General features: G+C 49.9%; 23 protein-coding genes and 1 pseudogene. 21 read left to right on the top strand and 3 right to left on the bottom strand.

Features of this window, described 5'->3' with window-relative positions; genetic code table 11:
• Positions 1-40 precede the first annotated feature (40 nt).
• From KNP88_RS01950 to KNP88_RS01905, 10 genes are all read left to right on the top strand, one after another.
• Entirely contained in the window at positions 41-1,357 is a 1,317-nt protein-coding gene (locus KNP88_RS01950) for a uracil-xanthine permease family protein (RefSeq protein ID WP_214892101.1), read from the top strand.
• Positions 1,358-1,479: 122 nt separating this feature from the next.
• On the top strand, positions 1,480-2,394 hold the full coding sequence (locus KNP88_RS01945; protein WP_214892099.1) for an aspartate carbamoyltransferase catalytic subunit: 915 nt from the start codon (positions 1,480-1,482) through the stop codon (positions 2,392-2,394).
• A gap of 1 nt (position 2,395) precedes the next feature.
• A complete protein-coding gene (locus KNP88_RS01940) occupies positions 2,396-3,667 on the top strand; it encodes a dihydroorotase (protein WP_214810828.1) in 1,272 nt (423 codons plus the stop codon).
• Complete coding sequence (locus tag KNP88_RS01935) at positions 3,660-4,748, top strand: carbamoyl phosphate synthase small subunit (RefSeq protein WP_214892097.1); 1,089 nt, start codon at positions 3,660-3,662, stop codon at positions 4,746-4,748. The genes KNP88_RS01940 and KNP88_RS01935 overlap by 8 nt, the downstream gene beginning before the upstream one ends.
• On the top strand, positions 4,741-7,953 hold the full coding sequence (carB, locus tag KNP88_RS01930; protein WP_214892095.1) for a carbamoyl-phosphate synthase large subunit: 3,213 nt from the start codon (positions 4,741-4,743) through the stop codon (positions 7,951-7,953). The genes KNP88_RS01935 and carB overlap by 8 nt, the downstream gene beginning before the upstream one ends.
• Positions 7,950-8,681 (top strand): dihydroorotate dehydrogenase electron transfer subunit, encoded by a 732-nt coding sequence (locus KNP88_RS01925; RefSeq protein WP_214892092.1) that lies wholly within the window; start codon positions 7,950-7,952, stop codon positions 8,679-8,681. The genes carB and KNP88_RS01925 overlap by 4 nt, the downstream gene beginning before the upstream one ends.
• A complete protein-coding gene (locus KNP88_RS01920) occupies positions 8,678-9,607 on the top strand; it encodes a dihydroorotate dehydrogenase (RefSeq protein ID WP_088837415.1) in 930 nt (309 codons plus the stop codon). Before KNP88_RS01925 ends, KNP88_RS01920 begins: the two co-directional genes overlap by 4 nt.
• Positions 9,582-10,280: an orotidine-5'-phosphate decarboxylase gene (gene pyrF / locus KNP88_RS01915; protein ID WP_214768627.1), complete on the top strand. Its 699-nt coding sequence runs from the start codon at positions 9,582-9,584 to the stop codon at positions 10,278-10,280. Before KNP88_RS01920 ends, pyrF begins: the two co-directional genes overlap by 26 nt.
• Positions 10,277-10,909 (top strand): orotate phosphoribosyltransferase, encoded by a 633-nt coding sequence (gene pyrE / locus KNP88_RS01910; protein WP_214765197.1) that lies wholly within the window; start codon positions 10,277-10,279, stop codon positions 10,907-10,909. Before pyrF ends, pyrE begins: the two co-directional genes overlap by 4 nt.
• Positions 10,910-11,061: 152 nt before the next feature.
• Entirely contained in the window at positions 11,062-11,874 is an 813-nt protein-coding gene (locus tag KNP88_RS01905) for a GNAT family N-acetyltransferase (protein WP_214892090.1), read from the top strand.
• 206 nt (positions 11,875-12,080) lie between these two features.
• On the opposite strand, the gene KNP88_RS01900 is transcribed toward KNP88_RS01905, so the two are convergent.
• Together KNP88_RS01900 and KNP88_RS01895 are read right to left on the bottom strand one after the other, a co-directional pair.
• Positions 12,081-13,052, bottom strand: coding sequence for a zinc-binding dehydrogenase (locus KNP88_RS01900; RefSeq protein WP_214892088.1), 972 nt, complete (start codon positions 13,050-13,052; stop codon positions 12,081-12,083).
• Between the two features lie 2 nt (positions 13,053-13,054).
• Positions 13,055-13,546: a lactoylglutathione lyase family protein gene (locus KNP88_RS01895; protein ID WP_029330885.1), complete on the bottom strand. Its 492-nt coding sequence runs from the start codon at positions 13,544-13,546 to the stop codon at positions 13,055-13,057.
• Positions 13,547-13,653: 107 nt separating this feature from the next.
• Between KNP88_RS01895 and KNP88_RS01890 the strand changes: the two genes are divergently transcribed.
• From KNP88_RS01890 to KNP88_RS01875, 4 genes are all read left to right on the top strand, one after another.
• Positions 13,654-13,956 carry a winged helix-turn-helix transcriptional regulator gene (locus tag KNP88_RS01890; protein WP_214892086.1) on the top strand — a complete coding sequence of 101 codons (303 nt, stop codon included), beginning with the start codon at positions 13,654-13,656 and terminating at the stop codon, positions 13,954-13,956.
• 35 nt (positions 13,957-13,991) lie between these two features.
• Positions 13,992-14,681 carry a metal-dependent hydrolase gene (locus KNP88_RS01885; RefSeq protein ID WP_214892084.1) on the top strand — a complete coding sequence of 230 codons (690 nt, stop codon included), beginning with the start codon at positions 13,992-13,994 and terminating at the stop codon, positions 14,679-14,681.
• A gap of 201 nt (positions 14,682-14,882) precedes the next feature.
• Positions 14,883-15,782: a DUF4097 family beta strand repeat-containing protein gene (locus KNP88_RS01880; protein ID WP_214892082.1), complete on the top strand. Its 900-nt coding sequence runs from the start codon at positions 14,883-14,885 to the stop codon at positions 15,780-15,782.
• Positions 15,779-16,690 (top strand): FUSC family protein, encoded by a 912-nt coding sequence (locus tag KNP88_RS01875; RefSeq protein WP_214765184.1) that lies wholly within the window; start codon positions 15,779-15,781, stop codon positions 16,688-16,690. The genes KNP88_RS01880 and KNP88_RS01875 overlap by 4 nt, the downstream gene beginning before the upstream one ends.
• 112 nt (positions 16,691-16,802) lie before the next feature.
• Here KNP88_RS01875 and KNP88_RS01870 read toward each other — a convergent pair whose 3' ends face one another.
• Entirely contained in the window at positions 16,803-18,497 is a 1,695-nt protein-coding gene (locus KNP88_RS01870; protein WP_214892080.1) for an Rqc2 family fibronectin-binding protein, read from the bottom strand.
• A 169-nt stretch (positions 18,498-18,666) separates the two neighbouring features.
• Here KNP88_RS01870 and gmk point away from each other — a divergent pair, with 169 nt between their 5' ends.
• The 7 genes and pseudogenes from gmk (at position 18,667) to rsmB (ending at position 25,777) form a co-directional block, all read left to right on the top strand.
• The gene (gene gmk, locus KNP88_RS01865) at positions 18,667-19,284 is read left to right on the top strand and encodes a guanylate kinase (RefSeq protein WP_200872407.1); all 618 of its coding nucleotides are present in this window, start codon (positions 18,667-18,669) and stop codon (positions 19,282-19,284) included.
• 1 nt (position 19,285) lies between these two features.
• The gene (gene rpoZ, locus KNP88_RS01860; RefSeq protein ID WP_029330878.1) at positions 19,286-19,489 is read left to right on the top strand and encodes a DNA-directed RNA polymerase subunit omega; all 204 of its coding nucleotides are present in this window, start codon (positions 19,286-19,288) and stop codon (positions 19,487-19,489) included.
• A gap of 56 nt (positions 19,490-19,545) precedes the next feature.
• Positions 19,546-20,736, top strand: coding sequence for a bifunctional phosphopantothenoylcysteine decarboxylase/phosphopantothenate--cysteine ligase CoaBC (gene coaBC / locus KNP88_RS01855; protein WP_214892078.1), 1,191 nt, complete (start codon positions 19,546-19,548; stop codon positions 20,734-20,736).
• On the top strand, positions 20,733-23,057 hold the full coding sequence (priA, locus tag KNP88_RS01850; RefSeq protein ID WP_214892076.1) for a primosomal protein N': 2,325 nt from the start codon (positions 20,733-20,735) through the stop codon (positions 23,055-23,057). The genes coaBC and priA overlap by 4 nt, the downstream gene beginning before the upstream one ends.
• 9 nt (positions 23,058-23,066) lie before the next feature.
• Positions 23,067-23,498, top strand: a pseudogene (def, locus tag KNP88_RS15580) (peptide deformylase); the annotation flags it as partial.
• 33 nt (positions 23,499-23,531) lie between these two features.
• A complete protein-coding gene (fmt, locus tag KNP88_RS01845; protein WP_285801698.1) occupies positions 23,532-24,452 on the top strand; it encodes a methionyl-tRNA formyltransferase in 921 nt (306 codons plus the stop codon).
• Positions 24,449-25,777: a 16S rRNA (cytosine(967)-C(5))-methyltransferase RsmB gene (rsmB, locus tag KNP88_RS01840; RefSeq protein ID WP_214892072.1), complete on the top strand. Its 1,329-nt coding sequence runs from the start codon at positions 24,449-24,451 to the stop codon at positions 25,775-25,777. Before fmt ends, rsmB begins: the two co-directional genes overlap by 4 nt.
• Positions 25,778-25,836: the final 59 nt, after the last annotated feature.

Genomic DNA, 25,836 nt, shown 5'->3' with positions numbered 1-25,836 from the left:
TTTAACGTGGTCCAGAGAGACCAGAAAGGGAGATGCTCTCATGTCAAAACATAAAGCAATTCTTGAAGTCCGTGAATTACCGAAACATCCTCTTCAATGGCTGATGCTCAGCCTCCAACATGTCTTCGCGATGTTTGGTGCGACCGTGCTCGTTCCGTTACTTACGGGATTAAACACATCTGTCGCACTCGTCGCGAGCGGAGTCGGCACGTTGATTTTCCTCGCCGTCACCCGTTTCAAAGTCCCCACATACCTTGGTTCTAGTTTTGCCTACATCGTCCCGATCATCGCCGTCAGCGAACGCTGGGGTGTCGAAGATGCTCTTGTCGGCGGGATGGTCGCTGGACTTGTCTATGGACTCGTCTCCTTGATCATCACGTACACAGGCGTCTCCTGGTTGATGAAACTGCTTCCGCCGGTCGTCATCGGTCCGGTCATCATGGTCATCGGTCTATCGCTTGCCCCAACGGCTGTCAGCATGGCAATGAACGGAGCGGATGGCACATATAACGGCTTGTTCTTCTTCGTCGCCTTGACGACGCTCGCAGTTACGCTCCTCGCGATGACGTACTTTAAAGGCATGTGGAGTACGGTACCGATTTTGTTCGGCATTCTCGCCGGATACCTCGTCGCAGCAATTAGTGGGATTGTTGATTTCGCACCACTGCGCGAAGCAACATTCTTCCATCTACCTGACTTTACGATTCCGTTCCTCGACTATTCACCGACCTTGAACTGGGCTGCGCTCGCCTTGATCGTCCCGGTCACACTCGTCACGCTGACGGAACATATCGGTGAGCAAAAGGTCACTTCCCGCATCATCGGGCGCGAGACGCTTCTTGATCCGGGAATGCACCGGACAGTGCTTGGAGACGGGATTGCCAAGGCAGTCGCATCGATGCTCGGTGGACCACCTGTCACGACATACGGCGAAAATAACGGTGTCATGGCGATCACGCGTGTCTACAGCGTGTTTGTCCTTGGTGGCGCAGCATTACTTGCGATCAGCTTCGGATTCCTTGGATACGTCGAAGGCTTTATTAAAACGATTCCGACACCCGTCATGGGCGGCATCAGCATCCTCTTGTTCGGGGTCATCGCCTCGAACGGTCTCCGGACGATCGTCGAAAGTAAGGTCGATTTAGCAGATAAACGAAACTTGACGATCACGGCGGTCATCTTGGTCATCGGCATCGGCGGTGCAGCTTTGAAAGTGGGGAACTTCTCGTTAGAAGGAATGGCGCTCGCCACCATCCTCGGAGTTGTCTTGAACTTGATTTTACCGAAGGCGGCACAGGAAGAAGTCGACATCGAAGAAACACCTTTACAACCGAAACGAGCAGCTAACGACTTTTAAGACGTTCCCGAGAGGACGATAAAGTGGAGGCCCTTGTAGATCGCAGATGTTCATCTGCTTTCTTCAGCGCACCTTCACATCAGAAGGTGCGCTTTTTTGCGGCCGAAAAAGGAGTGAACGAGATGAAAACCCAACCAGTGAGTCCCGATTTCGTCAGTCTCGACCAGCTCTCGATTCTAGAAATCGAGCAGTTGATTGAGCGGGCGCTTGAATTGAAACATGGACAACCGTCAAATACCTTTGCGAATAAAACGATTGCCAACCTGTTCTTTGAAAATTCGACACGGACACGTTGTTCATTCGAGATGGCGGAACATCGCTTAGGAATGCATGTCCTGCCGTTTGAGACGACGACATCGTCCGTCCAAAAAGGGGAAACGTTACTCGATACATGTAAAACACTCGAGGCACTCGGGGTCGAAGCACTTGTCATCCGCCATCACGAGACAGGTTATTACCACGCGCTGATTGAGCAGTTGACGATTCCGGTCATCAATGCGGGCGATGGGAGTGGTCAACATCCATCCCAGTCTTTACTCGATTTAATGACGATGTTTGCCGAATTCGGTCATATTCACGGCAAAACGGTTGTCATCTGTGGTGACCTGCGACACAGCCGGGTCGCCCGCTCGAACGCGGACGTGTTGCAACGACTCGGGGCGACCGTCATCGGTTCCGGTCCACCGGAATGGTTTGACGAGACGATGGGGATTGCCTATGTCCCGATTGACGAGGCAATCGGGCAAAGTGACATCATCATGTTACTCCGGGTTCAGCAGGAACGGCACAATCAAGCGATGGAGCTCGAAGAAACGTATCACGAACAATATGGTTTGACACTCGACCGGATGCGCCGGGTCCGACCGGAAGCAATCATCTTACACCCGGCACCCGTCAATCGCGGAATCGAGATTGCGGACGAACTGGTCGAACATACCCAGTCACGAATCTTCGAGCAGATGAAAAATGGTGTGTTCGCCCGAATGGCGATTTTAGAACGTGCGTTTCATCCTAACTCAACTGAAGGAGAGATTTAATATGACACTACGTATCGATCACGCAACATGGTATCAAAACGGACAATTGCAACAATCAAGCATTCGCATCGAGGATGGCTTGATTACGGATCTCGATGCTGCGCCGCGGGCGGACGAGCAAGTCATCGATGCAAGTAACCGCTTGTTAGCACCAGGCTTCGTCGATATTCATGTCCATCTCCGCGAACCGGGTGGCGAACATAAAGAAACGATTGCAACAGGTACGGCCGCAGCCGCAGCCGGCGGATTCACGACAATCTGTCCGATGCCGAATACGCGTCCTGTTCCGGATGACCGCGAGACGTTAGACGCCTTGTTCAAGAAAATCGAAGAAACGGCGTCTGTCCGGGTTTTGCCTTATGCGGCGATTTCAAAAAATCAGCTAGGACAGGAACTCGTCGCGTTTGAAGAATTAACGGATGCCTTTGCGTTTACAGATGACGGCGTCGGCGTTCAAAGTGCCGCCGTCATGCGGGAAGCGATGCGACGCGCAGCGAAATTAGGGAAGGCGGTCGTCGCCCATTGTGAGGACGATACGTTGAAAGCCGGCTGTGTCCATGAAGGTGCGTATAGTGAACGGGAAGGACTGCAGGGGATTCCGTCACTCGCGGAAAGTATCCACATCGCGCGCGACGTCTTAATCGCAGAAGCGACCGGCTGCCATTATCATGTCTGTCATGTCTCGACAAAAGAATCAGTCCGGGTCATTCGTGACGCCAAACGGGCAGGAATCCGTGTCACGGCAGAAGTGACACCGCACCATCTCGTCCTGACGGAAGATGACATCGAGGGGCAGGATCCGAACTTTAAAATGAATCCGCCCCTTCGGAGTAAGGCAGACCGGGCGGCACTGCTCGAAGGGTTACGCGATGGCACGATTGATTGTATCGCAACGGATCATGCGCCGCACGCAGCCGATGAAAAAGCGCTCGGCATCGAGCGGGCACCATTTGGAATTACGGGCTTCGAGACAGCCTTTCCACTACTTTATACGAAACTTGTTCAAACGAACCAGATGACGCTAAGCGACTTAGTCGATGCCTTGACACGCAAGCCGGCCGCCTTGTTCGACTTACCGTATGGTCGCTTGGAAGTCGGGGCACCGGCAGATCTCGTGTTGCTTGATTTAGAGACCGTCCGACCGGTTGAACCAGAACGCTTTTATTCAAAAGGAAAAAATACACCGTTCGCGGGACAGTTACTGACAGGATACCCGGTCATGACACTCGTAGGTGGAAAAATCGTATTCAAGGGGGAAACGGCACATGTCTAAACGGACACTCATTTTAGAGGATGGTATGACGTTCGAAGGGACAGCATTTGGCGCAACACGCGTCACGATGGGGGAGGTCGTCTTCCAGACAGGGATGACGGGATACCAGGAAATGTTATCTGATCCATCCTATTGTGACCAGATGATTGTCTTGACGAATCCCTTGATCGGGAACTATGGCATCAACCGGGAAGATTACGAAACGACGCGACCACTTGCGAAAGCACTCATCGTCCGTGAAGTCTGCCATACTCCGTCGAACTTCCGCTCCCAATCGTCGTTAGCAGAGGCCTTAGAAGAATTCGATATTCCGGGCTTAACCGGCATCGATACACGTCAACTGACGCGCCACTTACGATCAAAAGGCGTCATGCGGGGATTGCTCGTCGATGGTGAATTTAATCTCGCCGACCAATTAGACCGTTTGCACAACATGCCGCTCGCGACGGATCAGGTGCAACGTGCTTCGACGGAACGGGCGTACATCATCCCGGGTGCCGGTCCGCGGATTGTCCTCGTCGACTTTGGTGCAAAGCTCGGCATCGTCCGTGAACTCGTCCGCCGCGGTTGCGAAGTTGTCGTCGTACCGTACAATGTTACGGCGAAGGAAGTCTTGCGTTATAAACCGGACGGCATGATGTTATCGAACGGTCCCGGGAATCCGAAAGACGTTCCAACAGCGATTCCATTGATTCAAGAGTTGACAGGGAAAATCGTCATCTTCGGCATTTGTCTCGGTCATCAATTAATTGCGCTTGCGCACGGCGCCGATACGTTCAAGTTACCGTTCGGTCATCGCGGTGCCAATCACCCGGTTCAAGATCTTCAAACCGGTCACGTCAGCATCACCTCACAAAATCATGGCTACGCCGTCGACGAACAGTCATTGAAGGGATTCGAGTTAATCGTCACACACGTCGCCATCAATGATGGGACGGTCGAAGGTGTCAGACACCGGACGGAACCTGTCTTCTCTGTTCAATATCATCCGGAAGCATCACCCGGTCCAATGGATGCCAATGATTTATTCGATCAGTTTTTAACAGAAATCACGAACCAACAGGAGGTCACTCATGCCTAAACGTCAAGATATCCAGAAGATTCTCGTTATCGGATCAGGTCCAATCGTCATCGGACAAGCAGCAGAGTTTGATTATGCCGGAACACAAGCGTGCCAAGCACTCAAGGAAGAAGGCTACGAAGTCATCCTCGTGAACTCGAACCCCGCAACGATCATGACAGACCCGACTGTCGCTGACCGGGTTTACATCGAACCGCTCCAAGCGGAGTTCGTGTCCCGGATCATCCGCAAGGAACGTCCGGATGCCTTGCTTGCGACACTCGGTGGGCAGACTGGATTGAATCTAGCGGTCGAACTCGATCGACTCGGCGTTTTGGCTGAATATGGTGTCGAACTGCTCGGAACGAAACTGTCTGCGATTGAAGAGGCAGAAGATCGTGATTTGTTCAGAAAATTGATGTTCAGACTGGGACACGGTGTCCCGGAGAGTGAAATCGTTCATACAGTAGAAGAAGCGGAACAATTTTGCGCGAAAATCGGTCTACCGATCATCATTCGACCGGCTTACACGCTCGGTGGTACAGGCGGCGGGATTGCCGAAACGATGGACGAGTTCGTCCGAATCGTCGAGGGCGGTATCAAAGCGAGTCCGGCGAACCAAGTTTTGCTCGAGAAATCGATTGCCGGTATGAAAGAAGTTGAGTTCGAAGTCATGCGTGACGCGACGAACCAAGCGATCATCGTCTGTGCGATGGAAAACTTTGACCCGGTCGGCGTCCATACGGGCGACTCGATTGTCTTTGCTCCAACCCAGACACTGTCCGACCGCGATTATCAAATGATGCGAAATGTTTCACTCGACATCATCCGTGCCCTTGGCATCGAAGGCGGATGTAACATCCAGTTTGCACTTGATCCGCATAGTTTCGACTACTATGTCATCGAAGTGAACCCGCGCGTTTCACGCTCGTCGGCCTTGGCGTCGAAGGCGACAGGCTATCCGATTGCAAAACTTGCGGCAAAAATTGCTGTCGGTTATGCCTTATCGGAACTGAAGAACCCGATCACGGAAACGAGTTTTGCCTCGTTTGAACCAGCACTCGACTACGTCGTCGCGAAGATTCCGCGCTGGCCGTTTGATAAATTCGAATCGGCAGACCGGACGCTCGGGACGCAAATGAAGGCGACAGGCGAAGTCATGGCGATGGGACGGACGATGGAAGAAGCCTTGCTGAAGGCAGTCCGCTCGCTCGAAATCGGGATGTCGGATCTCCGGATGGACCGTTTCCTCGACATGGATGAAGTGACACTCAACCAGTACATCGTCAAAGCAACGGATGAACGGCTATTCGCCCTTTACGCGGGGATCGAGCGTGGTTATTCAGTCGAACAAATTCACGAATGGACGAGCATTGATCGGCTATTTTTAGAAAAGTTACATCATATCTTCCGGATTGAACAGGAGTTGGCACGCGAAGAGCTGACACGCGAGCGTTTATTACACGCAAAACGTTACGGCTTCAGCGATGCGATGATTGGCCGGATCACGAAGAAAAGTGAGACCGTGATTCGCCACACGCGAAATCAAGAACAGATTCATCCCGTCTACAAGATGGTCGATACGTGTGCAGCAGAGTTCGCTTCCGATACACCGTATTACTACGGGACGTATGAAGTCGAAAATGAAGCGGCACCGACGACACGCCCGTCGATTCTCGTACTCGGTTCCGGGCCGATCCGGATTGGACAAGGGGTCGAATTCGACTATGCGACGGTCCACTCGATTCAAGCGATTCGCGAAGCGGGTTATGAAGCGATCATCGTCAACAATAACCCGGAAACGGTCTCGACGGACTTCTCGATTTCGGACCGGCTCTACTTTGAACCACTGACGACGGAAGATGTTCTCGAAGTCATCCGAAATGAACAACCGATCGGCGTCATCGTCCAGTTCGGCGGGCAAACCGCCATCAACTTAGCTGAGTCGCTCGCTGACGAAGGGGTCAAGATTCTCGGAACGGCGTTAGAAGATCTTGATATGGCAGAAGACCGGAAACAATTCGAAGCCGCTTTGACAAAACTTGAGATTCCACAACCGCCCGGAAAAACAGCGGTCACGGTCGAAGAAGCGACGGCAGCGGCAGCGGGTCTCGGCTATCCTGTCCTCGTCCGCCCCTCTTATGTCCTCGGTGGACGTGCAATGGAAATCGTCTACGGGCAACAAGAGCTCGAACATTACATGAAACATGCCGTTATTGCTTCGCCGGAACGACCGGTCCTCGTCGACCGTTACTTGACGGGAATGGAGCTTGAAGTGGATGCGATTTGCGACGGTGAAGATGTCGTCATCCCGGGTATCATGGAGCACATCGAACGCGCGGGAGTACACTCCGGGGACTCGATCGGGGTTTATCCCCCGCAACGTGTCGCGCAAGCAATCAAAGATCAAATCGTTGATTACACGACGCGTATCGCAAAAGCATTCCGCATCAAAGGATTGCTCAACATCCAGTTCGTCTTCGCTGACGGGGAACTCTATGTGCTTGAAGTCAACCCGCGGGCGAGTCGGACTGTACCGTTCATCTCAAAAGTAACGGGATTACCGGTCGCACGTCTCGCGACGAACGTCATCTTAGGTGAGACACTCGCGTCTTACGGACTGACAAGCGGTCTCCTGCCGGAAGAGAAGCTCGTGTCCGTCAAAGTACCGGTCTTCTCATTCGCGAAACTGAAGGAAGTGGATCCGTCACTCGGACCGGAAATGAAGTCGACCGGTGAAGTCATCGGAACGGACCGGACGCTCGAGAAAGCACTGTATAAAGGATTGCTCGCTTCCGGAATGGCGATTCCTGAACATGGTCGTATCTTGATGACGGTCGCTGATCAAGATAAACAAGAAATGCTAGGTCTCGCCAAGCGGTTTGCAGCACTCGGATTCACATTGCTCGCAACAGCCGGAACAGCCAGTTTCTTGACAGAACATGAGTTAGCCGTCCAGGTCGTCGGAAAAATTGGTTCCAATCAAGAATCAATGCTTGATTTAATCGAAAAAGCGGAAGTCGAGTATGTCATCAATACGATGAGTCGGGACTCTCAAGTGACGAAAGATGGGTTCATCATTCGCCGGGCAGCTGCAGAAAACAACGTTGTCTGCCTGACATCGCTCGATACGGCAGAAGCGTTACTCCGAGTCATTGAGAGTCTCTCATTCGAAGCGAGTTCGATTCAAGCATTCACGCACATGAAAAAGGCGGTGACGCGATGATTGAACTACTAACGGTTGTCTCAACGAAGAAGGTCGCAGTTAATGCGACAGAGTTGATTTGTCGGATGCCGGAGGTAAAAAAGATTGAACCAGGTCGCTTCATGCACCTGCGCGTTGGTCCGTTATTACGGCGTCCGATTTCAATCGCGAATGTCGAGGGCGATCTAATCACTTTTTTATTCAAAGAGATTGGTCAAGGAACAAAAGAACTCGCTTCCTTACGGCCTGGAGATCTCGTCGATGCCCTCGGACCACTTGGAAACGGTTTTCCGGTGAACTTGATTGAGCGAACGAGTCGCGTCGTACTCGTTGGTGGGGGAATCGGTGTTCCGCCGCTGTATTATACGATGCGTAAACTCGTCGAACGTGGGGTGACGTGTGAAGCGATTCTAGGGTTTGATACGGCAGACAGTGTGTTTTATGAAGAGGAGTTTAAAAAGCTCGGGCCGACGACGATTACGACGGTCGACGGGACGGCGGGTGTTCAAGGATTTGTGACGGCGGCACTGACACCAGAGCGGTTCGATACGTTACTCGCGTGTGGTCCGGAACCGATGTTACGCTCCTTGCAAGCAGTCCCGATTCAAGATCGTTTCCTGTCGATTGAAAACCGGATGGGTTGTGGGATTGGTGCTTGTTTCGCCTGTGTCTGTAAGACACCGGACGGAAACTACGTCAAGACATGCTCCGATGGTCCTGTCTTTCGGGCGGAAGCGGTGATTTTATGAATCGATTAGCGGTCACGTTACCGGGATTGAATTTGAAAAATCCAATTATGCCAGCATCCGGTTGCTTCGGCTTCGGGGAAGAGTTTGCCAAGTTCTACGATTTATCTGTCCTTGGCGGAATCATGATTAAGGCAGCGACAGGCGAGGAACGGTACGGAAACCCAACCCCACGCGTCGCGGAGAGCGGAATGGGGATGTTGAACGCAATCGGGTTGCAAAACCCGGGCGTCGAAGGCATCATCGAAACGAAGTTACCGTTCTTAAGCCAGTTCGACACGGAAATCATCGCGAATGTCGCCGGATCGACACCGGAAGAATACGAAACGGTCACCCGGTTAATCAGTCAAAATCCGGTCGTCAAAGCAATCGAGTTAAATATTTCTTGTCCGAACGTCAAATCCGGCGGACTGCAGTTCGGAACAGACCCACGGATGGCAGCAGAATTGACGCGACGCGTCAAAGCAGTGTCGGATAAACCCGTCTACGTCAAACTGTCACCGAACGTCACGTCAATCGTCGAGATGGCACAGGCCGTCGAACAGGCAGGAGCGGACGGGCTGACGATGATCAACACGCTAGTCGGGATGCGAATTGATGTCCGGACTGGTCAACCGATTCTTGCAAATCGGATTGGCGGTCTATCTGGCCCCGCCATCAAACCCGTTGCCATCCGGATGATTCATGATGTCGCACAAGTCGTCGAGATTCCGATCATCGGGATGGGCGGCGTCATGGAGGTCGATGATGTGCTAGAAATGATTTATGCCGGTGCGTCGGCTGTAGCGGTCGGGACGGCGAACTTCGTCAATCCGTTCATTTGCCAAGAGTTGATTGCTGCTCTTCCGAAACGAATGGACGAACTCGGGATCGAACATATTTTAGACATTAGGGGGAACGCTTATGGATCAGCTTTACATCGCGCTTGATTTTCCGTCAGGATTACACGTCACTCGATTTTTAGAAAAATTCGGTCCAGTCCGACCTGCCGTCAAAGTCGGCATGGAGCTCTATTACGCCGAAGGGCCGGCGTTCGTCCGACAATTGGTCGAACGGGGACATGCCGTCTTTTTAGACTTGAAGGTCCATGATATCCCGGAAACGGCGCGACGAACACTTCGCGTCATCGGTCAGCTCGGCGTTGAGTTGACGAACGTTCATGCTGCGGGAGGACTCGAAATGATGCGTGCGGCACGGGAAGGATTAGACGAAACAGCTGCGGGCACCCGGTTGATTGCCGTGACACAATTGACGTCGACGGATCAGGCGATGGTCGAACAATTACTGATTCATGAGGAATTGGATACCGTCGTCGTCGCATATGCACAACTAGCCGAACAAGCTGGTTTAGACGGAGTTGTCTGTTCAGCACTCGATGTTGAAAAAATCAAGCCGGGTTGCCGCGATGGATTTCAACTCGTCACACCGGGGATTCGACCGGCAGGGACAGCGGCGCATGATCAAAAACGAATCGCAACGGTTGAATTTGCCCGCGATGCGGGAGCGACGGATCTTGTCATCGGACGCGCCATCACGCAGGCGGATGATCCGGCAGCGATGTACGAAGACTTACTGGCACAATGGAAGGGGATCCGACAATGAATCAATTAGCGACTGCATTACTCGAAATCGAAGCCGTCACACTTTCACCGAGTCAACCGTACACATGGGCGAGCGGACTCCGTTCACCGATCTACTGTGATAATCGTCTGACATTGTCGAGTCCGGATGTCCGTTCGATGATTGCCGATTTATTGGCGCAGCAAGTCAAATCGTTACAAGTCGACGTCATCGCAGGGACGGCGACAGCGGGTATTCCACACGCCGCGCTCGTCGCGGACCGACTCAACTTACCGATGGTCTATGTCCGCGGTAGTGCCAAACAACATGGAAAAGGGAATCAAATCGAAGGGCGCATTAAACCGGGCCAACGCGTCGTTGTCATCGAAGATTTGTTATCGACAGGTAAATCATCGATTGATGCGGCTGAAGCTTTGCAACAGGCAGGGGCGGAAGTCGTGCAGATTCAAGCCATCTTCTCCTATGGCATGAGTCGTTTGCAAGCTAATTTAACGGCAGCGAATCTGAAGGCAACATCGCTACTGAATTTTTCGGAGTTACTCGAAACGGCAGTTGCGACAAGTGCGATCTCGAGAGACGAACAGAAACAACTGCTCGCGTGGTCAATTGATCCAGTTGCTTGGAGTGACCGTTTCACAGCGACGATTTGATTGAGCGAATCAAATACCAGAGTGTAAATAGAGGCTCCTTATCCGGACGGGTAAGGAGCCTTGACGATTTTAGATGAATGTTTTTTGACTTGTCGTATGGGGTGGAAACTTTTTTTGTTACACTAGTTGTAGAACAAAGGAGGTCGCTTCAGATGGTAACGCATTATCGGGATTATGAGAGTTTTAAACGCGTGGCTGTTCCTTTCCTTGAACAGCGCAGTGAGGTCCACCAATTGCCGCTCGGTATCTTGGAACGGGGGGATACGCCACTTTTGATGGCGATCGCTGAAGAAGACGACCGAAAAATCATCATCCTACAAACGATTGAAGAACAGGCGATTTTGGCAGGTGAAGCATTTTCGGATCCAAGCATGCGAAAACTTGCCCGGATTTTTGACTGTAAGGGATATGTCGGAGAACATGCGCTCGTCAAGCCGCTTCTTGCTCCGCATACGAAATACCGTGTGAAGATGGATCAAGGAATGTATGCCTTGCATCACGTGACGCGACCACCGCAACTTGAATACGCTTTTCGTATCGTTGACGAACAGGCTGTCGACCAAGCCGTCTCGTTCGGATGGGACTTCATTTGCGAGACCGGTGCATTAGCCGTGACGGAGCGGAATCGTCTTCAAAATGAACAGACGATCCGTCGTCATCGTTCAAAGCAGACGTTATTTGGTCTGTTCGACGGGAACCGTCTCATATCCATGACGTCAGCTAGTCGACCGACAGCGTCAGGCGTGACCGTCTCTTACGTCTATACGCCGCCGGAACTTAGAGGGCGAGGTCTTGCTTCTGATCTCGTGGCCCGTGTCTGTACCTATTTGCTGGAGCAAGCGTACCCGATGATCACACTCTATACGGACTGGTCGAACCCGACGTCCAATAAAATCTATCAAGCAATCGGTTTTCAACTCGTCGGTCGCTCGTTACAAATCACAAAAACCGATAAATACCGGTAGTCAAGAGTCGGTCTGTTTGTCGTTGACAACGGAACATAAGCTTTTTTCCTGTTTGGTGCGGGCGAAGCGAATGATTTTTTCAACACGGGATGATAACTGTTGTTGCGGTGTTACAGCTATGCATCAAATCATGATAAATATAAAAACGCCGATGCTGCCGTCTGAAAAATGGAAGCATCGGCGTTTCAATTTTGGACGTTGCCTACTTAAAACGTCGCGATGATTTTACCGCGGACGTGTCGTTCTGCCAACCGCTTTAGCCCTTCGACCAGTTGATTGGCTGGGATGATATCGGTGACGAGTGGATCGAGTCCATTCTGTTGCACGAGTAGAAGCAACGCCGATGCCATTTGACCAAGGTTACGGATGGCGCGGTCATTTTGACTCGCGTAAGCAGCGGCAAGCGCGACTTCATGGATCCACGGCGATAGCGTAAACGGTTTGACGATCGACAAATCCGGACCGCCGGCGATATAGGCGAGTTGACCGGAAAAGGCGAGCCGTCCTAAATCGTCCGTCGCTTCAGCTCGTCCGACCGTATTCAAGATTAAATCGACGCCACGTCCATCCGTCCAGTCACGAATCACCTCGGTGACGTTCTCCAGTTTATAATCAATCGCTAAGTCCGCCCCTAGTTGTCTGACCCAGTCATGATTTTCAGTCGACGCGGTCGTCGCGACACGTAAGCCGAGACGTTTCGCGAGCTGGATGCCGAACCCGCCAACACCACCGGCACCGGCATGGATGAGAATCGTCTCTTTATCCGTCGTGTTCATCTTTTGATGGATCGCTTCATAAGCCGTCATCCCGGCGCAGAGAATCGCTGCGGCATCGGTAAAGCTGACGTCTTCCGGAATGAGGGCAAGTGCCCGTGCATCGACTGCAGCGTATTCCGCGAACGCTCCATTTTTTTGAAGGTTCGTATGAATCGCGACACGGTCTCCGACCGACAAATCACCTGCGTCTGAACCGACCTGTTCGACGACTCCGGCTAAATCGACACCGGGAATGTGCGGGAACGTCCAAGCGGGATTGTTCGTCGCTTTGTAATCGACAGGATTCAGGGCGACGGCTTTAACACGAATCAACGCTTCATGTGCTTTAAGTTGCGGCATCTCGACGTCACGGTACTGCCAATTTTCAATAGATGTTCCCTCTTGATTGAGCCACGCCTTCATGATTAATAGGCGCCTTCGGAGTACGTCAATTCATATGAGTGTGAATAGAGTTCGACGAGGTTACCGAACGGATCTTCACAATATACCATGCGGTACGGTTTTTCACCCGGGTAGTATTCACGAATCGGCATCCGTTGTTTGCCGCCGTGAGCCACAATTTTTTCGACCATGCCTTCAATATCCGGGTCTTGAATCGCGTAATGGAAAATACCTGTTTTCCAGAATTCGAAGTTATTTTCCGGTTGTTCATTGTTCGGGAATTCAAAGAGTTCGATCCCGATCCGGTCGCCTGTCGCCATATGCGCGATGCGGAATTTGCCCCATCCTGCTCCAAATACGTCCGTACACATGACGCCGATTGGGGAATCGTCTTCAACGACATCAGATGGTTCCATGATGACGTACCATCCCATAACCTCCGAATAAAATGTAATAGCTGCCTCTAAATCTGGGACCGAAAGTCCGATGTGTGAAAAATTACGTGGGTAAGTCATGTTTGTTGTCTCCTTTGCTTTTTGATTTACGCTAACGGTAACTTACGATACACTCGATTGCATAGTACGCACTTTGAAGTAACTACTTGAAGGAGAGACGAAAAGTAATGACGACAGAACAATTTCCAGTTAATCGAGCGCTCGAAATCATTGGTGGAAAATGGCGCCCACAGTTATATTGCGCGTTAGAGGACGGTCCTAAACGTTTTCTAGAATTGCATCGGTCGATTCCGGGCATCTCAAGGAAGGTGTTGACAGATCAATTAAAGGAACTTGAACGACTTGGCATGGTCGAACGGATTGAATTTGATGAAGCGGTCCTGCATGTCGAATATCGACTGACAGATGCTGCGTTTACGCTTCAACCGGCGATGAAAGGTTTATGTGCTTGGGGAGAGGGGAAAAAATAACTCGTTCCGATTATTTGTTAGGGGAGGTCTTTTAAATGAAAGTGACATATCACGGACAGTCAACGGTAACGATTGAAACGAATGGGCAACACATCGTGATTGACCCGTTTTTTAGTGGGAATGACAAAGCGATGACAAAACCGGAAGACGTCAAAGCAGATTTTATTCTTTTGACCCACGCCCATGCCGATCATATGGCGGATGCGGAAACGATTGCGAAGTCGACGGGCGCGACGATTGTGGCAACACATGAACTAGCGACGTATTTAAGTTTTAAAGGGTTGAATGTTCATCCGATGAATATCGGCGGTCAATTTGAATTTCCATTCGGAAAAGTAAAAATGACGCAAGCCTTCCATTCTTCAAGCATCATTGATGAAGAGAAGCAGACCATCATGTACATGGGAATGCCGGCTGGCTTCTTACTGACGATTGAAGATAAGGTACTGTACCATGCAGGAGATACGGCGTTGTTCGGCGATTTAGCATTGTATGGGGCACATCATGACATTGATCTTGCATTTTTACCAATCGGCGACAATTTCACGATGGGACCGGAAGATGCCTTAATCGCTGCCGATATGTTGCAGGCGAACGCGGTTGTACCGATTCATTACGATACATTCGACTTAATCAAACAAGATGCCAAATCTTTTTGTGATGAGCTTGAAGCGCAAGGGCAGACAGGTCATCCTTTAGCGATTGATGAATCGCTTGAACTGTAAAGCAGATTTTGAAAAATTAGCGCTAACTTAAAAGGAAGAAGGAGAATCATTTCAGCTGATTCTTCTTCTTCCTTTTTTTACCGCCGTTCATTCTTCCGCCCGATGCCAAGACATTTACGATTTTCGTATGATGGAGAGAGGATGTTGACAGGACAATCATAAATTCGGAATAATGGAAGTGAACTGGATGGAGGTAAACGGATGGACGATACAACGAGTAGATCAGAACGAAAACGAAAACAGTCGACGTTTACACGTTTAAAAGCAAAACGACGAAAACAAAATGATTCTTTTGAAAGAATTGGTCAGCGCAAGCCTGTTCGCCGTCCGTGGATACTATATGCTTCGGTCGGATCAGCCCTTATTCTTCTATACGCGGTGACACTCTTACTTACGACAGATTCTTTATCTCGTGGTGAGACATTCAAGACGACGAACCGCTATAAAACATTACAAATCGAAGCACCGAACGCGAGCATCAACTTCGTTAGAAGCACGGATGGGAATGTTCAATTGAAACTGGTCGATAGTGCTTCAAGTAAAAAACGCTTAAAAGTCGGGACGTCAGGAAATACGATTACCGTGACAGGACGTGACGGCTGGCTGGCCCGATTCGGAAATCGCCCGAGCTTGAAAACGGGGGATTATGAGATTGAAGTTGGTTTACCTAGCTATATGAATCGGATTGATGTCGATGCGGCCTCGTTAACAGGGATGGGCGTTTTTGCCAAGGTGATTCAGCTTGACGCGGAGACGATTCGTCTGAACAAAATTAACGCAGATGAAGTGACATTGATTGGGAGCGGATCTGTTGACATCGAGGATTTGAATGCTGTTCATGCTGATATCACAGGAAAAAGTGTCAAACTCGACGAATATGGTGTGAAACTTGATTTAAGCGTCAAGACGATTGATGGAGCGATTCGATTAAATCCTGCAAAAACCGCTGGGACAATTACGGTTGAAACGGATGGAGACGTGAAAGCTGCAAAACGTTACACGAAATTAAAAGACGACAGTGCAGTTATTTATGAGCTGTCGAAACAAGAAAAGCCGGAAGTGACGGTTGAAAGTGAAGTCGGGCAGGTGACGCTCGAGTGAACATCCAATTTCGAATCGGTCTCCGTACCATTAAGACAGGGATCGCCGTCGCGATTGCGCTCAGCTTCTCTTGGTACGTCTTTGACATCTATTCTGGAATGGGAGCCGTCGCAGCAATCGTTGCGATGCAACCGACGATTCACCGCTCCTTTAAAATGTTCTTTAATCGAGTGTTCGGAACGATTTTAGGCCTTGTCTGTGGTCTCGTAGTCGTTGCGACGTTAGGGGCAAACCCCTTGACGATTGGGTTAGCCGTTATCGTGTCGCTCGTCTTCAACTCGATGATTGGTCGGACGGACATGTCGACGTTTGCTGCCTTTGCCATCGTTTTGATGTTTGAAAGCCCGACTGCCGACTATGTCCATTATGCCTTGACGCGGTCCTTATTGACGGTCGTTGGTGTTTTATCGGCGGTCGCCGTCAACTATATCGTCTTCCCACCGCACTATGAAAACCGTTTGATGTTGCTCGTTAAAAAAACGACGCAACAATTAATGGAGGACTGGCGGAGTCTCGTTAAGGACGATGCAAAACTGCTGGCAGTCCGTAAGCAAGTGCTGAAACATGAAGAGATGATGTTGATGCTTCAAGAAGATCAAAAATATCCGCTCGTGACGAGTGGACAAAGTGAACCGTTTATTGAACTGAAGCAGCTCGTCGATTTAGAAGATAAATTACTGTTACTGCTTGAGAGTATCGCCAGTCACCGAGATATCCCGATGACGGATGAACAAGAAAAAATGCTCGGTCAAGAGATCGACTTTTTGTTGAGTCATCATTATGATGTGATTTTTTCGCATGAACGGAAACAATCAATGTTCTCGTTTGATGAAGAAGTGAATGAAGCGAAGGATATCATCAATGGGCATCTCCTTGATTACCGTGAACAGCTCGAAAAAATCAAGTAGATGTTCTCTCCGAGCGGGCGTCTCATAATATTTTCGTAAAAGAAGACGAACACGCCAAAAAAGATGGAACGTCACTTCAAAGTGATGTTCCATCTTTTTTGGCGTGTAAATATCATTTTAGGCGAAGCGCTTGTACGAGACTCGCATCCGGAGTGACGTACAACGTCGTTTGATCCGTATAGATGACGAAACCGGGTTTGGCACCACTTGGCTTCTTGACATGACGGAGTTCCGTGAAATCGACAGGGACTTGACTCGATTCACGTGCTTTTGAATAATAAGCAGCGACGATCGCAGCTTCTTTTAATGTCGTTTCATCCGGTTCATCACTCCGAATGATGACGTGCGAGCCGGGTATGTCTTTCGTATGCAACCAGGTTTCGGAGCGTCGTCCGAATTTGAATGTCGCATAGTCATTTTGTTTGTTATTCTTACCGACGAAGAAGTCGATGCCCGTTGAAGATTGATAAGCTTCAAGTTTTGGGACGAGCGGTTTCTTTTTCTTTTTACTGCGCTCGCGTAAGTAGCCTTCTTCGACGAGTTCTTCGCGCATTTCCCGGATATCATCGGGTGATGCAACCTCGAGTTGGGCGAGTAACGACTCGAAGTAATCGATTTCGAGTTGGTTCTTCGTCAATTGTTTTGCGACTTCAACTTTGGCTGTCTTTAGTTTGTTGTAGCGTTTATAGTAACGCTGTGCATTTTCGTTCGGTGAGAAACGGGGATCGAGTGCAATCGTGATTTCTTTCCCGTCCTCATCATAATAATCGACGACGGTCGCTTCTTTCATCCCGCGTTGTAATTGATACAAGTAGGTCGTCAAGAGCTCACCTTTATGCTTCAGTTCATCCATCTTCTCAGTCGCCGCAAGGTCACGTTCGAGTTTCGTCCGTTTTAAGAGGTTCTTCTCGTATTCACTCTTAATGAAGCGTTCTAAATCCGCGGCCTGTTGTTTGACACGGTCGCGGTTCGATTTTTGATGGAAAAAGGCATCGAGGACGTCACCACTCGTCGTGAACGTTTTTTCATCGACAATCTCGCCATGCTGTAAGGCAACGGGCGAAAACCGTTCTTTCCCACTCGCGAGCCGTTGGAAATAGTACGGTCCTTCCAGTTCGTTCAAGACGGACCGGAGTGCTTCCGCGAGCGAAGTTCGATTGGCAAGCCCTGCACGCAAGACGACTTCTTCAGCGATTTGTGGGGATAGTCCACTGAACAGCCCGAGTAATTGACGGTCAATCTTACCGGCGTTCCAATCGATACGATGTAAGGCTGTTTCAATATCCCCGGTCAATGGATCGACTTTATCCTGTTGCGGGGGGAGTTGATATTGTAGTCCCGGCATGATCGTCCGGAACGTATTTTGACTGAGTGGAAGATGCTTAATCGCATCAAGGATTTTGTCCTGACCATCCGTCAATAGAATGTTCGAGTGACGTCCCATCAATTCGATGTACAATTTTTTGGCTTCTTCGTCACCGAGTTCATTGCGGGAACGGATACGCATCAAAATGACACGGTCCCGTCCTAATTGTTCAATTGATTCGATGAAGCCACCTTCTAGATGCTTCCGGAGCATCATGCAAAACATCGGGGGTTCGCTAGGATTGCTCGTCGATTCGCTCGTCATATGCAAACGTGCATACATTGCGTTCGCAGATGCGAGTAGGGTGACGTTCTTACGATCGGCCCGGATGCTAAAAATTAAATCGAGTGCGTACGGTTGATGAATCTTGTTGATCCGCCCACCGACGAGCATCTGTAGTTCGTTGACGACACGTGTCGTCATCAATCCATCAAAAGCCATGATATTACCTTCTTTCCTGATTTCGTTTCCACTTTCTAAAGGTAACAGAAACGGCTTCGTTATGGTATGATAAAGCAGTCGAGCTAGAAAAAGATTACTTGCGAACTTCCTGTCTATACTGCTAATATGAAACAATGTGAAGTTTGTTAGATGGAGGGGTTCTGAAGTGATTTTCAAAGAGCGTGGCTTATTACTCGTATTATCTGGTCCGAGTGGTGTTGGTAAAGGGACGGTTTGTCGTGCCTTACGTGAAGACGAGGACAATAATTTGCATTATTCGGTGTCATGTACGACACGGAAACCGCGTGAAGGAGAAATTGATGGTGTTCATTATTTCTTCAAAACACGTGATGAGTTCGAGCATATGATTGAAAACAATCAATTACTTGAGCATGCAGAATTTGTTGGGAATTATTACGGTACACCAGTTGACTGGGTGAACAAAATCTTAGATGAAGGCAAAGATGTCATCTTAGAAATCGAAGTACAAGGTGCGATGCAAGTGAAGGAGCACTTCCCAGAAGCGGTCTTCTTGTTCTTGGCGCCTCCGAGTCTTCAAGAATTACGCAATCGTCTCATCGGACGAGGGACTGAATCAGAAGAAGTCATCAAACAACGTCTCCTCGTTGCAAAAGAAGAGATTGAAATGATGGATGCTTATGATTATGTCGTGACGAATGATGAAATTCACAAAGCGTGTGATCGGATTCAAGCAATCGTCACTGCGGAACATTGTAGTCGGGAACGCGTTGCGTCCCTTTATAAAAAAGCCATGGAGGTTAAATAACATGTTATATCCATCAGTAGATAAGCTACAAAAGAAAGTCCCTTCTAAATACACAATCGTGACGGTCGCTGCTAAACGAGCGCGTCAAATTCAAGACGGAAAACGTGTGAAAGTCGCGAATCCGAAATCACATAAGCCAGTCGGAAAAGCCCTTGAAGAGCTCTACTTCGGAGAGGTATTGGTCACGAACCAACCGCAAGACTAATTTTGAAGCAGCCACTCCTCATTGTGGCTGTTTTTTTCAATAAGGAGGAGTTCAATATGCTAACGAATCGTAATATCTTACTCTGCGTCGGAGGTGGAATTGCCTCCTATAAAGCGGCGGCACTCGCCTCAAAACTTGTTCAGGCAGGGGCGAACGTCCAAGTCGCAATGACGAAAAATGCGCAACAATTCGTCGGGAAGACGACGTTTGAGGCATTGACACGGAAGCCGGTCTATGATGATGTCTTCATCGAACATGATGCTTCGAAAATCGCGCATATCGATTTAGCAGATGAGGCGGATTTGATTGTCGTTGCTCCAGCGACAGCGAATTTGATTGCCAAACTCGCGACAGGCATCGCCGACGATTTCATCACGACGACGATTCTCGCTGCGAAGTGTCCTGTCGTCGTCGCACCGGCGATGAACGTCAATATGCTCGAACATCCGGCGACAGTCCGAAATCTCGATCAATTGATGGCAGACGGCGTCCAGGTGATTGCACCAGGAGTCGGTAATCTTGCTTGTGGATGGGTCGGGAAAGGACGTCTTCCGGAGCCTGAGGATTTAGTCGAGACCATCAAAGGGCTCTTCGAGACGAAACCACTTGCCGGGCGTCATGTATTAGTCAGTGCCGGTCCGACAATCGAACGGATTGATCCGGTCCGTTATCTAACAAATGATTCGTCCGGAAAAATGGGTGTGGCGCTAGCAGAAGCAGCACGTGATTTTGGCGCTACGGTGACACTCGTCCATGGACCGATTAAAGGCGAACTGCCGAGCGGGATGACGACAGTGGCGATTGAATCAGGAGACGAGATGCTCCATGAGATGCTTACGCGTTATGCGACACAAGATTTAGTCATCATGGCGGCAGCAGTGGCCGATTATCGTCCAACGGTTCAATATACGAAAAAACAGAAAAAAATCGATGGGCCGTTACGGATTGAACTCGAAGAGACGACGGACATTTTACGGACGTTGGGTGAGCAGAAGACGCATCAAGTGCTTGTCGGGTTCGCGGCTGAGACGGAACAAGTCGAAGTTCACGCTCTGAAAAAGCTAGAGCGAAAGCATGCTGATTTTATTGTCGCAAATGATGTCTCCCGTCCGGATATCGGATTTTCAAGTGACGAAAACCAAGTGACGGTTTTCGGGAAAAATAGTCCCGCTAGACACTACGGTCAACAACTGAAAACGGATTTAGCGAAAGGTTTACTGGAACAATTCGCTGAGGTCTTACGATGATTGCTGAAGTCATCGTCGATGTAGCAGCAGCGACCGTCGACCGACCGTTCGATTATGAAGTACCGGAATTGTGGCAGAATCTTGTCGTTCCCGGCATGCGAGTCGAAGTACCCTTTGGACCGCGTGCGTTATTAGGAATCGTCGTCGCGACAAAGGAAGAAAGCGATTTGACACGGATTAAACCGATTGTCCGTGTTCTTGATGAAGTTCCGACCTATACGGAGGAATTGTTAGAACTTTCCTCGTATCTGTCGGAGACGACACTTTGTTATCAAGCCACGGCGTTACTCGCGATGTTACCCGCGGCGTTAAAGGTCAGTTATGATAAACTGATTTTGACGGAAACTGCTCGATTTTCGAACTGGAACCGTAAAAAAATCAGTCAGTTCCCGAGTGAAGTCCAACAAGAAATCTTACTCGCTGCACGTCAAGGTGAGATTGAGCTTCACCCCGTCGTCAAAGAAAAAAAGACGACGAAAACGGACAAACGGATTCGCCTGCTCGATCCGTCGATTCCGTTGTCGAGTCAAGCAACGAAACAAGTATTGTTGCGGGATTATTTAATCGAACAGAAAGAGACGATGTGGAGTCACGTCATGCATGAGCTCGATTTGACATTAAGCATCGTCCATACGCTAGAACGTAAAGGTGTCCTCAGTGTCGAAACGGTGGACATCCATCGCAATCCCTACGAACATTTGACGCAGGATATCTTTACGCCTGCGATGCTGACAGACGATCAACAGGCGGCGGTCGACGCGATTACGGCGCCGGACGAAACGGCGACCTTTTTACTGCATGGTGTGACCGGCAGTGGAAAAACGGAAGTTTACCTCGAGTCGATTCACGCGATGCTTGAACGGGGACGACAGGCGATTTTGCTTGTGCCCGAAATTAGTCTGACACCGATGATGGTCAAACGATTCAAGCGTCGGTTCGGGGAACGGGTCGCCGTCTTGCATAGCGGGTTGTCGCTCGGTGAGAAGTACGATGAATGGCGCAAGATTGCGCAAGGGGAAGTCGATGTCGTCGTCGGGGCACGCTCCGCCGTGTTTGCACCACTGACGAATGTCGGCATCATCATCTTAGATGAAGAACATGAAACAACGTATAAGCAAGAAGAAAATCCAAGGTACCATACGCGAGATGTCGCCACGTGGCGGGCTGCGTTCCATCATTGTCCGGTCGTCCTCGGAAGTGCGACACCGATTCTTGAGACATACGCCCGGTCACAAAAAGGGGTCTATCAGTATTTACCGCTCAAGGAACGATTCGGTGGCGAGTTACCTCCAGTCGATATCATCGACATGCGTAAAGAACTCGAGCGCGGGAACCGGACACCGTTTAGCTTGCCGTTGATCGAAGGAATCAAACAACGGATTGAGCGGGGCGAACAAACAGTCCTGCTACTCAATCGACGTGGTTATACGACGTTTGTCCTGTGTCGTGATTGTGGAGAGACGTTGCAGTGTCCGCACTGTGCCGTCAACTTGACGTATCATCAACAAGCCGATCGTCTCAAATGCCATTACTGTGGTTTCGAGGCAGCGATGCCAAAAGAATGTCCATCCTGTTCGTCGAAAAAAATTCGACAGTTCGGGACGGGGACGCAAAAGATTGAAGAAGAACTGGCACATTTGATTCCGGAAGCGAAAATCATTCGAATGGATCAAGATACGACGTCGCGTAAAGGCGCACACGAAAAGTTACTCAATGCGTTTGAACGACGCGAGGGAAACATTTTACTCGGGACGCAGATGATTGCGAAAGGGCTAGATTTTCCGAATGTCACACTCGTCGGTGTCATCGCAGCAGATGCGACACTTGGAATTCCTGATTTTCGGGCGAGTGAACGGACGTTCCAGTTGATTACGCAAGTCTCCGGACGCGCCGGTCGCGGTGAACTGGCTGGGCAATCCATCATCCAAACGTACAATCCCGAGCATTACGTCATCCAAACCGCAAAGCAACATGATTATGAAACGTTTTATAAACGTGAGATGCAATTACGTAAACTAGGTGGGCATCCCCCATTTTGGTTTTTAGGACTCATAACGATTTCAGCGGCGCATCCACTAGAAGCACAAGCAGAGGCTGAAGCAATTGCGGCACAACTACGACATCTTGAGTCAGACGACCTCGTCGTCAATGGTCCGCTCGATGCACCGCTCGCCCGACTGAAAAACATGTATCGGCAGCAAGTCATTATAAAACACAAAGGTCAAGAAGAGGTGCGGGAGGCACTCCGCGCGATGCTCGCATTACGCATCAAACAAAAGATCCAAGTAACAGTGGATTTAAATCCATTCGTATTTATGTGAGGTGGCAGTATGTATAAAGTAGTAGAAGTTCCAAATGACGTATTGCGTCAGACGTGTCAACGCGTCACGAAGTTTGATAAAAAGTTAGGCAAGATGATCGATCGAATGTTCGACACGATGTATGAGTATGACGGCGTCGGACTCGCAGCACCACAAATTAATCAGCCGATCCGTGTCGCCGTTGTCCATACCGATGACGAGACAGGTCCGATTGAGTTGATCAACCCGGAAATCATCGAATCAAGTGGATCGCAAATCGATGACGAAGGGTGTTTGAGTATGCCTGGTGTCTTCGGTCCTGTCGAACGATTCGACCACATCGTCGTCAAAACACAAGACCGCCTTGGACGCAGCGTCAAAATCAAAGCGAGTGGCTTTTTCGCGCGTGCAATCCAGCATGAGATGGATCATCTCGACGGCGTGTTGTTCACGGATAAACTCGTTGAGCAGGATGCGGCACCACGTGTCGTTTTCATGGGGACGCCTGAATTTGCAGCGAGTACGCTCCGTGAAGTGATTGATGCTGGGTACAATGTCGTCGGTGTCGTCTCGCAACCGGATAAACCGGTCGGACGCAAACGCGAAATTAAACCGACACCGGTCAAAGAAGTCGCACTTGCCCACGCGATTCCTGTCTTGCAACCGATGAAGATTCGCGAGGATTACCAAGACTTGCTCGACCTGAACCCGGACATCATCATCACGGCAGCTTACGGACAAATCGTTCCGTCTGCCGTACTTGAGGCTCCGAAATATGGCGCAATCAATGTCCACGCGTCCTTGTTACCAAAGTACCGTGGTGGGGCGCCAATTCATCAAGCCATCATCGATGGTGAGAAGGAGACGGGCGTGACAATCATGTATATGGTCGATCGCTTGGACGCGGGAGACATGTTATCAAAAATCATCGTCCCGATCGAAGAACGGGATACGGTCGGTACGATGTTCGAAAAATTGAGTGACGCTGGAGCACGTTTATTGATTGAAACACTCCCACAATTATTTGCCGGGACATTAACACCGGAAGCACAACGGGAAGAGGATGTAACATTTTCTCCGAACATCAGTCGGGAACGGGAACGGCTTGATTTCTCTCGTCCGGGGGAAGAACTTTATAACCAAATCAGAGGAATGAACCCATTCCCGAGTGCCTATACGCTACTTGGTAAAGATCGACTTAAAGTCTATTTCGCTGAGAAGTGTGAAGGGACGGGAACACCTGGCGAAATCATTGCGCTCGAAAATGATGGTCCGGTCATTGCGACGGGCTCGGATATCGCCTTGAAACTCGTCGATCTCCAACCTGCCGGAAAGAAACGGATGGATGGTGCGACCTTCATGCGTGGGATTGGTCAGACGCTCGAAATCGGACAGAAAGTAGGCGAAGACGCATGAATGTACGCGATGCAGCAGTCACGACGTTATTAAAGATTGGGCAAGGTGGTGCTTTTTCGACAATCTCCGTCCACCAAATGCTTGAAAAACGGGCGATTTCAAAAGCCGATGTCGGATTATATACAGAACTCGTTTATGGGACACTCAGCCGTGAGTTGACACTCGACTATATTCTCGATCCGTTGCTCGCGTCACAAAAAAAACTCGATCCCTTCATGCGACCGTTGCTCCGGATGAGTGTCTATCAGTTATTTTATCTAGACCGGATTCCGGATCACGCCGTCATCAACGAAGCGGTCGAAATCGCGAAAACGCGTGGAAAACCGCATATCGCAAAAGTTGTCAACGGTGTCTTACGTAACGTTTTACGTCAAGGGAAACCAGACTTCTCGGCGATTCCTTCAACGAGCAAACGAATCAGCATTGAGACGAGTCACCCGGAGTGGCTTGTCGAGCGCTGGATTGAATTGTTCGGGGAAGACGAGACGTTGAAGATTTGTCAAATCAACAACGAAGCGGCACCCGTCACGGTCCGCGTCAATCGGAATAAAGCGACCGTCGAAGAAGCCGTCGAATTACTCGAAGCCCAAGGTGTCTTTGCTAAACCAGCCGCCGTCGCCCCGGACGGACTTGAAATCATCAGTGGCAGTGTCCAACAAACGGATTTACTCGACCGTGGGTATCTCTCGCTTCAAGATGAGAGTTCGATGCTCGTTGCGCGGGCCGTCGGAGCAGAACCGTCTGACCATGTACTCGACAGTTGTGCAGCACCGGGTGGGAAAGCGATGCATATTGCTGAAGGATTGACGACAGGTTCGTTGACGGCACTTGATTTACACACACATAAAATTAAATTACTAAAAAAACAGGCAGAACGGCTTGAACTCGATACGGTAGAAGCAGAAGCCCTCGACGCACGAAAAGTCGGCGACCGGTTCGATGCAGAATCGTTTGACCGGATTCTCGTTGATGCACCGTGCTCTGGACTCGGTGTCATCCGCCGGAAACCCGACATTAAATGGACAAAGCAACCAGAAAATTTAACACAGTTACCTGTCATTCAGCGACAAATCATCGAGGCAGTTCTTCCACTCGTCAAGCGCGGAGGGACATTCGTCTATTCGACGTGTACGATTGATCCAGTCGAAAATGAACAACAAACGGAATTTATCTTAAGCCAAGGGTTTGTTTTTGATGAGTCGTTCAAAGGGCGAATGCCAAAAAACGTGCAGGCGTTGATTTCAGAACGGGCAGAGCTCAAGTTGCTTCCGACGACGCTTGGGACCGACGGATTTTACATCGCAGCCTTTAAAAAGCAAGGATGACACGCACGCTGAATTTTCTTAAATGCATCAACAGTAGGTGAGATAGAAGAGGAGGACGG

Source organism: Exiguobacterium sp. H66 (assembly GCF_018618705.1).
In the GTDB taxonomy this organism is placed as follows: Bacteria; Bacillota; Bacilli; order Exiguobacteriales; family Exiguobacteriaceae; genus Exiguobacterium_A; species Exiguobacterium_A oxidotolerans.
This window is presented reverse-complemented; position numbering and strand designations above follow the sequence as displayed.